The sequence below is a fragment of the Pseudomonas sp. W2Oct36 genome (assembly GCF_041060465.1).
Lineage (GTDB): Bacteria > Pseudomonadota > Gammaproteobacteria > Pseudomonadales > Pseudomonadaceae > Aquipseudomonas > Aquipseudomonas graminis_B.
Genome location: NZ_JAUERW010000008.1, coordinates 112,384 through 126,076 on the forward strand (window position 1 = coordinate 112,384; position 13,693 = coordinate 126,076).

At 62.7% G+C, this 13,693-nt stretch carries 12 protein-coding genes; 7 read left to right on the forward strand and 5 right to left on the reverse strand.

The annotated features are described in order from the left end of the window. Positions 1-39: 39 nt before the first annotated feature. Positions 40-1,038 carry an inositol 2-dehydrogenase gene (gene iolG / locus QWI18_RS13285; RefSeq protein WP_296307140.1) on the reverse strand — a complete coding sequence of 333 codons (999 nt, stop codon included), beginning with the start codon at positions 1,036-1,038 and terminating at the stop codon, positions 40-42. A 58-nt stretch (positions 1,039-1,096) separates the two neighbouring features. Further along, positions 1,097-2,122 (reverse strand): LacI family DNA-binding transcriptional regulator, encoded by a 1,026-nt coding sequence (locus QWI18_RS13290; RefSeq protein ID WP_369319022.1) that lies wholly within the window; start codon positions 2,120-2,122, stop codon positions 1,097-1,099. Positions 2,123-2,338: 216 nt separating this feature from the next. Between QWI18_RS13290 and QWI18_RS13295 the strand changes: the two genes are divergently transcribed. Beyond that, complete coding sequence (locus tag QWI18_RS13295; RefSeq protein ID WP_296307139.1) at positions 2,339-3,190, forward strand: DUF1989 domain-containing protein; 852 nt, start codon at positions 2,339-2,341, stop codon at positions 3,188-3,190. A 45-nt stretch (positions 3,191-3,235) separates the two neighbouring features. Here QWI18_RS13295 and QWI18_RS13300 read toward each other — a convergent pair whose 3' ends face one another. After that, a complete protein-coding gene (locus tag QWI18_RS13300) occupies positions 3,236-3,637 on the reverse strand; it encodes a hypothetical protein (RefSeq protein ID WP_192136043.1) in 402 nt (133 codons plus the stop codon). Between the two features lie 301 nt (positions 3,638-3,938). On the opposite strand from QWI18_RS13300, the gene QWI18_RS13305 reads away from it, so the two are divergent. The 3 genes from QWI18_RS13305 (at position 3,939) to QWI18_RS13315 (ending at position 7,155) form a co-directional block, all read left to right on the forward strand. Beyond that, the gene (locus QWI18_RS13305) at positions 3,939-4,949 is read left to right on the forward strand and encodes a zinc-binding alcohol dehydrogenase family protein (RefSeq protein WP_369319023.1); all 1,011 of its coding nucleotides are present in this window, start codon (positions 3,939-3,941) and stop codon (positions 4,947-4,949) included. An 11-nt stretch (positions 4,950-4,960) separates the two neighbouring features. After that, complete coding sequence (locus QWI18_RS13310; RefSeq protein WP_369319024.1) at positions 4,961-6,091, forward strand: mannitol dehydrogenase family protein; 1,131 nt, start codon at positions 4,961-4,963, stop codon at positions 6,089-6,091. Positions 6,092-6,447: 356 nt separating this feature from the next. After that, positions 6,448-7,155, forward strand: coding sequence for a FadR/GntR family transcriptional regulator (locus tag QWI18_RS13315; RefSeq protein ID WP_065990381.1), 708 nt, complete (start codon positions 6,448-6,450; stop codon positions 7,153-7,155). Positions 7,156-7,198: 43 nt separating this feature from the next. Here the strand turns inward: QWI18_RS13315 and uxuA are convergent, their stop codons facing one another. Further along, on the reverse strand, positions 7,199-8,242 hold the full coding sequence (gene uxuA / locus QWI18_RS13320) for a mannonate dehydratase (RefSeq protein ID WP_296311488.1): 1,044 nt from the start codon (positions 8,240-8,242) through the stop codon (positions 7,199-7,201). A gap of 337 nt (positions 8,243-8,579) precedes the next feature. Here uxuA and QWI18_RS13325 point away from each other — a divergent pair, with 337 nt between their 5' ends. Beyond that, the gene (locus QWI18_RS13325; RefSeq protein WP_065990385.1) at positions 8,580-9,869 is read left to right on the forward strand and encodes an MFS transporter; all 1,290 of its coding nucleotides are present in this window, start codon (positions 8,580-8,582) and stop codon (positions 9,867-9,869) included. Between the two features lie 93 nt (positions 9,870-9,962). Here the strand turns inward: QWI18_RS13325 and QWI18_RS13330 are convergent, their stop codons facing one another. Then, positions 9,963-10,871, reverse strand: a complete 909-nt coding sequence (locus QWI18_RS13330) for a LysR substrate-binding domain-containing protein (RefSeq protein ID WP_369319025.1) — start codon at positions 10,869-10,871, stop codon at positions 9,963-9,965. Positions 10,872-11,040: 169 nt separating this feature from the next. Between QWI18_RS13330 and QWI18_RS13335 the strand changes: the two genes are divergently transcribed. After that, positions 11,041-12,384, forward strand: a complete 1,344-nt coding sequence (locus tag QWI18_RS13335; RefSeq protein ID WP_369319071.1) for an MFS transporter — start codon at positions 11,041-11,043, stop codon at positions 12,382-12,384. Between the two features lie 31 nt (positions 12,385-12,415). Continuing rightward, the gene (locus tag QWI18_RS13340) at positions 12,416-13,690 is read left to right on the forward strand and encodes a glucarate dehydratase family protein (protein ID WP_369319026.1); all 1,275 of its coding nucleotides are present in this window, start codon (positions 12,416-12,418) and stop codon (positions 13,688-13,690) included. The last annotated feature ends 3 nt before the right edge of the window (positions 13,691-13,693 follow it).

Below are 13,693 nucleotides of genomic sequence, written 5' to 3' on the forward strand. Positions count from 1 at the left end.
ATGCCCGCACCCAAGTACGGGCGATGGGCACCGCAGGATTCACATGTCCACTTTCACCGCTCGCCCGGTCTTGATCGACTCGATGGCGCAGTTGGCCAGATGCAGCGCTCTCAAGCCATCCCGGGCGTTGGTCGGCAGGGTCTGGTTGCCGCGCACCGCGTCAATGAACTGGTTCAGCTCGATGCGGTAGGAAGCGGCGTAGCGCTCGAGGAAGAAGTTCTCCAGCGGCTCGCGCACTTCGGTCTGCGTGGCGCTGTAGCTGCGCACGGTGCTCGGGCGATGGTTGTCGTTGAGGATCATGCCCTTGGAGCCGAACACTTCCAGGCGCTGGTCATAGCCGTACACGGCCTCGCGGCAGCAGTTGATGTGGCACTGTTTACCGGAGGCGGTGCGCAGCAGCACCATCACGCTGTCGTAGTCGTCGATCTGCGCCAGTGCGGGTTCCACGAGGCGGCTGGCGATGGCGATGACTTCGATGGGTTCTTCGCCGAGCAACGTCCGTGCGGTGTCGAAATCATGGATGGTCATGTCACGGAAGATGCCGCCGGAGTGGGTCAGGTACTCCACCGGCGCCAGCCCTGGATCGCGGCTGGTGATCACCACCTGGCGGACCTCACCGACGTCCCCACGGGCAATGGCTTTGCGCATCTGCAGGGTGTCCGGGTCAAAACGGCGGTTGAACCCAAGCATCACCTTGCCGTTCAGGCGCTCGATCTCTTCCACCGCGCGGGCGGCTTTGGCGAAATCCAGGTCAATGGGTTTCTCGCACAGCACCGGTTTGCCCAGTTTCACCGCCCGCAGCATCAGGTCGATGTGGGTGTCGGTCGGCGTGCCGATGACAATCGCGTCCACATCGTCCCGGGCAATGGCGTCGGCGCAATCGTAGGCCGCGGCGCAACCCAGCTTGCCGGCCAGGGCGTCGACGCCTTCGCGCCATGGGTCAGCGATCAGCACCAGTTTCACGTCGGGATTGGCGGCCACGTTGGCCGCGTGGATGTTGGCGATACGGCCTGCGCCGAGGACAGCAATGCGTAGCATGGGTGGATCTCCGGGATTGTTGTTATGGGGTGATCGGCGTAACGGGTGCGGCTGCACATCAGTGCATCAGGTTGAACGGCGTGACGACCTGCACGTGGGACACGGGAATCGGCACCGCCTTCCACAGGCGATGGAACTGCAGGATGTGCAGAAACGCATTGCGGGCATCTACGTGCAGGTTGTGATCGATGATCGCGGCAATCTTTTCTTCCGCCAGCAGTTGCCGGTTTTCCTGATCGAGGTCGTGGCCGATGAACACCTCCAGGGGGCGGTCCAGTGCGGCGAAGGCTTCGACGATGGCGCGGTTACCGCCGCCAACGCTGTAAATGGCTTTGATCGACGGATTGTCCTGCAGCGCCCGGGTCACTTTTTCAAAGGTCGGCTCATGCACGCCGAACCCTCCGGTGACGTCAACGACGCGCAGATGGGCGGCACGGCTGCGCAGCCAGGTGCGAAAACCCATCTCGCGCTCTTCCTCGCCACGAAACAGCTCGCTGCTGATCACCACGGCCACGTCTTGCGCCTCGTCGGCCAGCCAGCGCGACATCAGATACGCCGCCGTTTGCCCGGCCGTGCGATTGTCCATGCCGATGTAACCGATGCGCTCACTCTGGGGCAGGTCGGAAACAAACGTCACCACCGGCACACCCGCCGCCGTCGCCTGATTCACCGCTTCGTTGATCGGCAACTCGTCCGCGGCCTTGATGATCAGGCCCTGACTGCCTTTGCCGACGCAACGCAGAATCAGGTCGTGCATCTGCTGCGGGCCGATGGCCTGATGGAGGTGAAAGCGCGGAAAGATACGAAACGGCGCCAGACTGCCGAGCTGGGCGAGAACCGCCTCTTGCACGGCATCGCTGAAACGCTTGGGCGTGTGCAGGATGACGTCGATATGAAAGGTGCGGCCCACCGCAGGCCCGGACTTTTCCTGGGCTTCGAGCTCTTCGAGGGCTTGATGGATGCGGCGGTGGGTCTGGTAATGCACGCTGCCGCGCTGATGCAGGACGCGATCGACCGTCGCCTTGCTTACGCCGGCTTGAGTCGCGATCTGCTTGATGGAAAAACGTCTGGCGCGGTCGAGCATGTGAATCCCCTGAAGCCTCTCGATGAGGTCTTGTTGAGGTCGATTCGGGGCCTCGGTGAGGCTGTCGCAATGCTAGTCGCAGTTCTATTGCTTGTACAGATGGAAATTAAATTCCAAATAAACGTCGTGGTTTTGCGTGTTCAACGACTCAACGCATTTGGCACGGGCTGTGCTGTGGCCAGTGTGTCCGACCCCCATCATTCGCCAGGAGCACCCATGTTCAAAGACTATCCCGCTGCTTATCAGGTCAGCAAAGGCTCGGCGCTGCAAGTCGACACGGCGTTTTATCAACGCATCCGCGAGGCGCAGGACAGTCGCACCTTGGTCGAGCAGTTCGAAGTGCCGATCCGCACCGGGCGAGCGTGGAAGGTCAAGGCCGGTCAGGTGTTCCGCGTTACCACCCCGGTGGGCCCGCAAGTGGGCGACTTCAACGTCTGGAGCGCCGATGATCCCCGCGAGCGCCTGTGGGCGGCGCGCACCCGGCAATTGCAGGGCGCCCATGTCACGACCCACGACCGGTTGTGGTCGAACCTGCCGTTCCTGCGGCCGATGATCACCATCACCGACGACAGCCTCGCCAGTTACGGCATCGACGAGCACGGCGGTCGGCTGCATGACCTGCTCGGCACCCGCTGCGATCCCTACGTGAACAAGATGCTCACCGGCGAAGACTTTCACCACCACTGCCATTCGAATCTGACTCGCGCCGTGTTGCCCCATGGCCTGACCGAATTCGACGTGCACGACGTGCTGAATATCTTCCAGTGCACCGGCTTGAATCACGACGACCTGTACTTCATGAAAGCCTGCCCGGCCAAACAGGGGGATTACCTGGAATTCTTCGCCGAAATCGACCTGCTCTGTGCGCTGTCGACGTGTCCCGGCGGCGACCTTTCCCTGCCGATGTGGGGCCCGGATGCCCAGGACCCGCTGACCGTTTGCCGGCCGCTGGGTGTAGAAATCTACGACATTGATGCGGCGTTGCTGCAAGGCTGGGAGCAGCCCAAACGGGCGGCGTACAACGGTCTGCACGGGTTGAAGATCGACAAGGCGGACTGGGAGGAGTAAGGGCGCGCTGAGTCTGGTATTTCTAATACCAGGTCCTCACCGCATTCACGCATCCCGAAACAAGTCGTGGGCGTCGAGCAGGCGCCAGGCGATTTCGGGATTCTTTTCCAGGCCGCGGCGGATGGCGGCGGGGATGGCGGCGCGGGTTTTGCGGCACATGCCGGGCAGCTCGGCGATGTCGATGACCATGCCGCGCATGCTGCGCACTTCATTGAAGCCGGGGCCGATGTCCAGGCGGATGCCCAACTGGTCGAACATCCGCGCTTGCAGGCGCTGCAGATCTTCCAGCGTGGCGATATTTTCCAGCCGCTCAAGCAGACGTTTCTCTTCCTGACGGGTCAGGCGAAGGATGCGCACGTCCGCGCCCTCCAGCTCCAACAGTCGGTCGCGGTCGCATTTACAGGCGCCGGGCGGGCAGGGTGAGCGGATCGGCAATGGGGAAGTCATGGGCTCCGATCATAACCATGGGCTATTGGGATTTACAGCCGTAGCGCTGGTGATCGCGCTGAAAACTCAAATGACTTATTTGGTAAGGCCAATACCTAAATAAATTAATTGGTCTTGCCAATGGTCAGGCGGCTGTGTCATTTTTTCCTGCATCGCCGCGCTTGTCATGGCTGCAGCCACTGCAGCTGCGGCCCGCGCTTCCAGAATCCATCCGCCACCTCACAACAACAAGATCACTGCCCGGTAACCTGCGGCTCTGGCCGTTTCAGCGATACCGGCGTGCCTGGTCTGGAGAGAGAAGATGCTCACCGTCGTCTGCGAAAAACCCGGTTCCCTGCTGGCCCTTGACCGTCCGAAACCCGAACGGGCACCCGGCGAGACGCTGGTCCGCATCAAGCGGGTCGGGGTCTGTGGCACTGATCTGCATATCTTCAACGGCAACCAGCCGTTCCTCGAATACCCCCGGGTCATGGGCCACGAATTCTCCGGCATTGTCGAGCAAAGCGAGGCGGGCAGCGGGCTAGAGCCGGGCGACGTGGTCTATGTGATGCCGTACCTGTCCTGTGGCGACTGCATTGCCTGCCGCCAGGGCAAGACCAATTGCTGCGTGCGCATTCAAGTGCTGGGCGTCCATCGCGACGGCGCATTCACCGAATACCTGAGCCTGCCCCACAACTTCGTGCTCAAGGCGGACGGGGTGACGCTGGATCAGGCGGCCATGATCGAGTTTCTGTCCATTGGCGCCCATGCGGTGCGTCGTTCGGACGTGCAAGCCGGCCAGCGGGCGCTGGTGGTCGGCACCGGCCCGATTGGCATGGCGGTGGCAATTTTCTCCCGTCTGCGGGGCGCGAAAGTCACGGTGCTCGACACCCGTGAGGACCGCCTGACGTTCTGCAAGCAGCACCTGCAGATCGACTCGGCCGTGCTGATCGGCGAAGACGACAAGCAGCAACTGGAGCAACTGACCGAGGGCGAATTCTTCGATGTGGTGTACGACGCCACCGGCAACGCCAAGGCCATGGAGCGCGGTTTCGAATTCATCGCCCACGGCGGCAAATACGTGCTGGTGTCCATCGTCCGCGACACCATCAGCTTCTCCGACCCTGAATTTCACAAGCGCGAAGCGACGCTCATGGGCAGTCGCAACGCCACCGTCGAAGACTTCCGCTACGTCGAGCAATGTCTGCGCGACGGCTTGATCCCGGACGCCGCGCTCAATACCCACCGCATGGCCCTGAGCGAAGTGACCGAGCGCTTCACCACGCTGCTCGACCCTGCGCAGCGGGTCGTCAAAGCCATCGTCGAATGCTAGGAGGCGCGGGCATGCAGGCAACCCCGTTCACCCCCATCCTGCAGTTCGGCACCAGCCGTTTTCTCCAGGCCCATGCCGATCTGTTCATTTCCCAGGCCCTGGAGAAGGGCGAAGCGCTGGGCAGAATCACCGTCGTGCAAACCACTGGCAGCGCCGACAGCGCGCAGCGGGTGCAGGCGCTGGCCGGTGGCACGGGTTATCCGGTGCGCATTCAGGGCGCAGAAAACGGTCGCACGGTGAACGAGGAGTTTTGGTCCACTTCCATTGCCGGCGCGCTGCAAGCCGGCCCTGACTGGCCGGTGATTCGTCAGGCGATTCGGCACGACGTGCAGGTGGTGATCTCTAACACTGGCGACAAAGGCTATGTGCTGGAGGCGGCGGACACGGCCTCTTGCCTGGCCGCCGATGCGCCGACGCCCCGGAGTTTTCCGGCGAAACTGCTGGTGTTGCTCCATGACCGCTGGCTGGAGAATCCTGATGCGCCGCTGTCGCTGTTTCCCTGTGAGCTGGTGTCACGCAATGGCGATGTGCTGCGCGACCTGATCATTCAACTGGCGGTGGAGTGGGGCATCGACGCCGGGTTTGCGCACTACCTGCGCGACACCTGCCGCTGGGCGAATTCCCTGGTGGATCGCATCGTCTCGCAGCCCATCCAGCCGGTGGGCGCCATTGCCGAGCCGTACGCGATCTGGGCGATTGAGCGTCAGCCTGGGCTGGTGGTGCCGTGTAGGCATCCTTGTGTGGTGGTGACGGATGAGCTGGAGCAGTACGAGCAGTTCAAGCTGTTCATGCTGAATTTGGGGCACACCTGGCTGGCCGAACGTTGGTCGAAAGATGGCCGGCCTGAGGGCGAGACGGTGTTTGAGGCCATGAACGACCCGCTGCTGCGCGGGAGCCTGGAGGATCTGTGGGAGCGGGAGGTGCTGCCCGTGTTTGCGGCGAAGGGCCAAGGGGATCAGGCGCACAACTATCTGGCAAGCGTCCGCGACCGTTTTCTCAACCCGTTCTTGCAGCACCGGATTGCCGACATCGCGCAAAACCACGAAGAGAAGAAACGCCGCAGGTTCTTGCCGGTGGTGGAGATGGGGCGGCGAATTGTGGGGTTGGAGCAGCCGAAGCTCGAGGGCGCGTTGCCGGACTGATCCCGCCTGACACACCGCGCACTAAATAGTGGGACCGGCTTTAGCCGGGAAGGCGTCGGTGGGCACAACGCAAAATTGAGGGTGAACGCGCCGGCCTCTTCCCGGCTAAAGCCGGTCCTACTAAATAGGATGCATCCACTGATGATCGTCCCCACGCTCCGCGTGGGAATGCCGCCCGGGACGCTCCGCGTCCCCTCCTGTGACGCAGAGCGTCAGGGGATGTGTTCCCACGCGGAGCGTGGGAACAATCAAACTAAAAGATCGCGTGCATCCAGTGATGACCGCGTGCACGGCCCCGCCACAAGGCGCCCCAACGCCTGTGATATCCTCCGGCGCATCCTGATGGAACGTGATTGATGACCGCGCCAAGCCCCGCACCCGAACGCCGCCTGTACCAGATCACCGCCGACCGATTGCGCGAGCACATTCGCAAGCATGGCATCGCCCCTGGCGCGCGCCTGCCTCCCGAGCGCGATCTGGCGCAGTTGCTCGGCGTCTCCCGGCCATCCCTTCGCGAAGCCCTGATCGCCCTGGAAATCGAAGGCAGCGTCGAAATCCGCATGGGTTCCGGTATCTACGTCTGTGAGCACCTGCTCGGGGTCAAAGGCAAAACCCGCACGCTGGGCGAGAGCCCGTCCGAGCTGATGCAGGCCAGAGCACTGATCGAAGGTGAGAGCGTGATGCTGGCCTGTCTGCACGGCAGCAAGGCTGATTTTCGCTACCTGCAGGGTTGCATCGACAAGATGCGCGAGGGGGCGCTCAAAGGCGTGCCGGCGCTGGACGACGACCGCAAGTTCCACCAGCGGCTGGCGAAAATGAGCGGCAACTCGACCCTGGTGCGCATCATCACCTCATTGTTCGAAGAGCGGTACAGCCCGCTGACCGCCCATGTCAGCGAACACTCCGAAACCACCGAAACCTGGGCCATGGCCGTGGCCGAACACGAAGCCATTCTGCACGCCGTCCAGACCCGCGACCTGATTGGCGCCCAGACCGCCATGCGCGAACACCTGCGCCGCTCCGAAGCGCGCTGGCTGGACGGGATGGATGCGGAGCTGCGTTAACAGTCGCCCGTCGCAAGGCGGTGCTGTTCAAAAGTCCTCAGCCTCACGCCATCGTTTTGCGGATCCCTTCCCACAAGCCATTCAGGTACACCGCACCCAGCGCCCGGTCGTAGAGGCCGTAGCCCGGCTTGCCGGTTTCGCCCCAGATCATCCGTCCGTGGTCGGGGCGGTAATAGCCCTCGAAGCCGGTCTCGACGTAAGCCTTGACGATCTCGGCCATGTCCAGCGAGCCGTCTTCGGAGCGGTGTGCGGTCTCAAAAAAATCACCGGCTTCGTTGACCTTCACATTGCGCAGATGGGCGAAGTGAATGCGCCCCTGACCGCCGAATTCCCGCACCAGCGAGGGGAGGTCATTGCCCAGATCGGCGCCGAGGGAGCCTGAACACAGGGTCAACCCGTTAGCCGGGTCATCGACCATGGCCAAAATGTGCGCCAGGTCTTCGCGATTCTTCACCACCCGCGGCATGCCGAACATCGAGCGCGGCGGGTCGTCCGGGTGCAGGGCCATCTTGATGCCGGCGTCTTTTGCAACCGGGATGATGCGCTCCAGAAAGTACGCCAGCCGTTCGCGCAGGGTGGCTTCGTCGACCTGGGCGTATTCGTTGATCAACGCGCGCAGGACCTCCGGCTCATAGCTGACGTCCCAGCCGGGCAGGCTGATGCCGTTGTCCAGGTTCGCCTGCTCGATCACCGCCACGTCGAACGCCAGGGTGGTCGAACCGTCGGGCAGCTCCATGGCCAGGGTCGAGCGGGTCCAGTCGAACACCGGCATGAAGTTGTAGCAGACCACCTTGATCCCGCAGGCCGCCAGGTTGCGCAGGGTCTGGCCGTAGTTGTCGATCAACTGATCGCGGGAAGGTAGGCCTCGCTTGATGTCTTCGTGGACCGGCACGCTCTCGATGACCTCCAGCTCCAGGCCGTGGGCATTCACCGTGGCTTTGAGGGCGGCGATCTTGTCCAGCGGCCAGACCTCGCCCACCGGGATGTCGTAGATCGCCGAGACCACGCCGGTCATGCCGGGGATCTGGCGGATGTAGGGCAGGGTGACGGGATCGCTGTCGCCGTACCAACGGAAGGTCATCTTCATTGCGCAGTCCTTGTTGTTATGGGGGGCAGTCCGCTCAAGACCGCCAGTGCGTCGCCGCCAGCGGCCCGAGGTGGCTTGCGCAGCAGAATAGATTGGTCAGGCCAAATTATGCAAATTCCGACCGTCCAGCCATAAAGCCGCAAATAAATCGCCGTTTTGATTTCCCTAACCCGATTTGCGGGTCTAGTATCCGCTGCATTCGGATATTTGGTCAGGCCAATTCCGCGGTTCTCGACGGGTGCTTTATCCCTCGTTGAGCAGCGTGTGAATCAAGGCCAGGGCGCTATGCGAAGCTCTAACGACGTCTTACTCATAAAAATAATTAGGAGGACTCGCCATGCAGAAAGGGCGCTGGTTGGTAATTTTTCTGTGCTTCCTCGCGGTGGCCATCAACTACATCGACAGGGCCAACCTCGCGGTTGCCGCCCCTTACATCCAGAAAGAACTCGCCTTGGGCTCAGGGCAAATGGGCCTGCTGCTCAGCGGCTTCTTCTGGACCTACGCACTCATGCAAATGCCGTTTGGCTGGTTCGTCGACAAGGTCGGCGCGCGCATCGCGCTGCCCCTCGCGGTGGCCTGGTGGTCGCTGTTCACGGCGGCCACGGCGGCGGCGAGCAGCCTGGCGTCGATGTTCGGTTGCCGGCTGATGCTCGGCGTGGGCGAGGCGGGGGCGTATCCGTCCTGCGCGAAAATCGTCAGCCAGTGGTTCGACGTCAAGGAGCGCGGCTTTGCCACCAGCATCTTCGACAGCGGTTCGCGGGTCGGCTCGGCGCTGTCGATCCCGCTGGTGGCGCTGATCATCGAGCTGTGGGGCTGGCGCGCGTCGTTCATCATCACCGGCGCGGTGGGCCTGATCTGGGTCGTGGGCTGGTTTCTGATCTACAAAGAGCCCCAAGCCGTTGCGGCCATCGAGCAGCATGAGGCAGGCAAGGCGGCAACCCTCGCCGCGCGGCCGAAAGTGAAATGGGCGTCGCTGTTTCGCCACCGCACCCTGTGGGGGATGATGCTGGGCTTCTTCTGCCTGAACTTCGTGATCTATTTCTTCATCACCTGGTTCCCGACCTACCTGGTCACCGAGCGCGGTTTCTCGCTGAAATCCCTCGGTACGCTGGGCACCATCCCGGCGGTGGCGTCCATCGTCGGTGGCTGGATCGGCGGACTGACGTCCGACGCGCTGTACCGCCGGGGCTGGAGCCTGACCGCCGCGCGCAAGACTTGCATCGTCGGCGGCATGCTGATGTCGTCAAGCATTTCGCTGTCGGTGTTCGTTGACAGCACCTGGGCGATGCTCGGCTTTTTCAGTCTGGCCTATGCCAGCCTGGCGTTCGCCGGCGCGAGCATCTGGTGCCTGCCGGCTGATGTGGCGCCGTCGCCTGCCCACGTAGCGTCGATCGGCGGCATCCAGAACTTCGCGTCGAACACCGCCGGGATCTTCATCACCACCTTCACCGGCTTCATGCTGGTGATCGGCAACGGCTCGTTCACCGCGCCGCTGATGACCGCCGGGGCGTTTGCCCTGTTGGGGGCGTTCAGCTATTTGTTCATCGTCGGCAAGATCGAGCCGTTTTCCACGACGCCGGAGGATGCCGCGCCGCTGGACGCGTCGGCGGTCGCCCAGCGCACCTGAATGTTGAAACAGATGCGGGCACCACTTCTGCGGGGTGCCCACTGACGCTTTCCCGGCTAAAGCCGGTCCCACAAGTCGGCGTTCTAGCCGGTCCTACTGCGCGGTGCGCCCTTCGGCTTTCACCGCGGCGCGAATCGCTTCCAGCAGCATCTGACACGCCGGGTTGTCGTTGTCCGAGCGCCACACCAGATGCAGCTCGCTCTGCACCCCTTCACCCAGATCGATGTCGCGAAACGTCACGCCCTTGAACACCACGTTGGCGGCGCAGCGCGGCACCAGCGCCAGGCCCATGCCGGCATTCACCAGCGCCAGAATGGTCAGCGACGAACCCAGCCACTGCACGTACTCGGGCGCCACTTGCGCCGAGCGAAACATGCCGGTGAGCAGTTCGTTGAACGGCGGGTAGGCCGAGTGCAAGTACATGAGGAAGGGCTGGGCGTCGAGGTCCTGCACGCTGATGTTCCGGGCGTTCGCCAGCGGATGACTGCTGGGCACCGCCAGCACGAACGGCTCGCGGACCAGGCATTCGGTCTCGTAACCGGGCTGCAGCAGCGGCGCCCGCACGATGCCCAGGTCGATGCGCCGGGCGCGCAGGGCTTCGTGTTGCTGGTACGTGTTGAGTTCAGTCAGGGAGATTTTCACGTGGGGCTGGTTCTGCCGGGCTTCGGCGATGACCCGTGGCAGAAACTCGTACACCGCGCTGCCGACGAAGCTGATAGTGACCGAGCCGATGTCGCCTTCGGCAAAGCGCCGCGCCGCGATGGCCGCCTGATGCGCCCGCTCCAGCAGCGTCTGCGCTTCGATGAAAAACGCCCGGCCCGCCGCGGTCAACGCGACGCTGCGGGTGTTGCGGTTGAACAGCTGAACCCCCAGCGAATGCTCAAGCAACTGGATCTGCCGACTGAGGGGCGGCTGGGTCATGTTCAGCCGCTCGGCAGCCCGGCGGAAGTTGAGTTCGGTGGCAACGGTGGTGAAGCAGCGCAGCTGGGCGAGCTCGAACATTGATCTAATCCAGGTATCAATCAACAGTCAATCTAGATTAGACGGGAACAATGCCTCGGTCCATGATCGGTTCATTCCACGCTATCCCACAAAAAATACAAAGACCGGGAGTCGCACCTTGAACCGCACCGTTCCCACCCCTGCACCCCTCAGCAGCGCCGATCCCACCGTGCTGGCCCGCGCGGCCACGAAGGTGAAGCGTCATGTGTTGCCGTTGTTCGTGATCATGTTCATCGTCAACTACATCGACCGGGTCAACATCGGCTTCGTCCGCAGCCACATGGAAACCGACCTGGGCATCGGCGCCGCCGCCTACGGGCTCGGCGCCGGTCTGTTTTTCGTCGGCTACGCGCTGTTCGAAGTCCCGTCGAACATGCTGCTGCAACGGTTCGGCGCCCGCGCCTGGCTGACGCGCATCATGTTCACCTGGGGCGCTGCGGCAATGGCCATGGCCTTCGTCCGTGGCGAAACCAGTTTCTACGTGTTGCGCTTCATCCTCGGCGCGGCGGAAGCGGGGTTCTTTCCCGGCATCATTTATTACTTCACCCAATGGCTGCCTTCCAGCGAACGCGGCAAGGCCATGGCCATCTTTCTCAGCGGCTCGGCCATTGCGTCGGTGATTTCCGGGCCGGTGTCCGGCGCGTTGCTCGGCGTCAGCGGTCTGAACCTGCACGGCTGGCAGTGGATGTTCATCATCGAAGGCTTTGCTTCCATCGCCTTGTGCGGCTTCGTCTGGTTCTGGCTGCAGTCCCATATCCGCGACGCCAAGTGGCTGAGCGAAGAAGAGAAGGGCGCACTGATCAGCGCCATCGACGCCGAACAGCGCGCCCGGGAGGCGGCGCAAGTGGTCAAGCCGTCGATCTTCAAGCTGCTCGCCGACCGGCAGATCATGCTGTTCTGCTTCATCTACTTCTCGGTGGCCCTGACCATCTACGGCGCGACCTTCTGGCTGCCAAGCATGATCAAGAAGATGGGCAGCCTCAGCGATTTCGAAGTCGGCCTGTTCAACTCGATCCCGTGGATCATCTCGATCGTCGCCATGTACGGCTTCGCGGCGCTGGCCGCACGCTTCAAGCATCAACAGGCGTGGGTCGCGGTCACCCTGGTGATTGCCGCGTGCGGGATGTTCATGTCCACCGTCGGCGGGCCGATCTTCGCCTTCGTCGCCATCTGCTTTGCGGCCATCGGTTTCAAGGCGGCGTCGGCGCTGTTCTGGCCCATTCCCCAAGGCTATCTGGACGCGCGCATCGCAGCGGCGGTGATCGCGCTGATCAATTCCATCGGCAACCTCGGCGGCTTCGTGGCGCCCACCGCGTTCGGCTTTCTGGAGCAGAAAACCGGCTCTATTCAAGGCGGCATGTACGGCCTGGCACTGACCTCGCTGGTAGCGGCCGTGGTGATCTTCTTCGCCCGTACCACGCCGAAGGGCGACCCATACCGCCCAAAGCTTGAAGACGCTGCGCCACGGCCTGCAGCCAGCGCGCTCAGCCCCCATTCAAGTCTTAAACCCTAGCCTCGAACCCTGATTGACCGGGAGAAGTCATTTGAAAATCACACGCGTCAGCGTCACCCCGATTGCCTTCCGCGATCCGCCGTTGCTCAATGCCAGCGGCATCCACGAGCCCTTCGCCCTGCGCTCGATCATCGAAGTCGAAACCGACAACGGCTACCTCGGCCTCGGTGAAAGCTACGGCGACGCGCCGGCCCTGGCGATTCAACAGCAGTTGCAGAGTCAGTTGATTGGCATGGACCCGTTCAACCTCAACCACTTGCGGGCGGTGGTCAACGCTACGGTGGCGGCCAACAAACCTGCTTCAATGGCGGGTGCCGAGCTGGCGCCGGGTTCTCACGCCAGCAAAGCGGTGAGCAATGCCTATTCGGCGTTCGAAGTGGCGTTTCTCGATGTGCAGGCACGCTCCATGAATCTGCCGCTGGTTGACCTGCTGGGCGGTGCCGTTCGCGACCGCGTGCCGTTCAGCGCGTACCTGTTCTTCAAATACGCCCAACACGCCGACTCGCCTTACGCGCCGGACATCTGGGGAGAAGCGCTGAGCGAAGAACAGATCGTCGCCCAGGCGCGGCGGATGATCGACGCCTACGGTTTCAAAAGCATCAAACTGAAAGCCGGCGCGCTGGACCCGGAACACGAAGTGGCGTGCATCAAGGCGCTGAAAAAGGCATTCCCGGGCTATCCGCTGCGCATCGACCCCAACGGTAACTGGTCCCTGGACACCTCGATCCGCATGGCCGAACTGCTCGGCGACGACCTGCAATACTACGAAGACCCGACCCCCGGGCTGGACGGCATGGCCGAACTGCATAAACGTACTGGCCTGCCGCTGGCGACCAACATGGTCGTCACCGACTTCGACGAATTCCGCCGCAGCGTCGCGCTGAACAGCGTGCAGATCGTCCTCGCCGACCACCATTACTGGGGCGGCCTGCGCGACACCCAGGCGCTGGCAAAAATGTGCGACACCTTCGGCCTCGGCGTCTCCATGCACTCCAACTCCCACCTGGGTATCAGCCTCATGGCCATGACCCACGTCGCCGCCGCCGTCCCCAACCTCGACTTCGCCTGCGACACCCACTACCCGTGGCAAGAACCGGACGAAGAAGTCATCAAAGGCGGCAAACTCCCCATCATCGACGGCTGCGTCCACCTCACCCGCGAGCCCGGGTTGGGACTGGAGCTGGACTACGACCAGCTGGGCAAACTCAACGACCAATATCTAACGTGCGGCATTCGCCAGCGTGACGACGTGCGGCAAATGCAGAAATACAAACCGGAGTGGAAGGCGGTGAAGCCACGGTATTGAGGT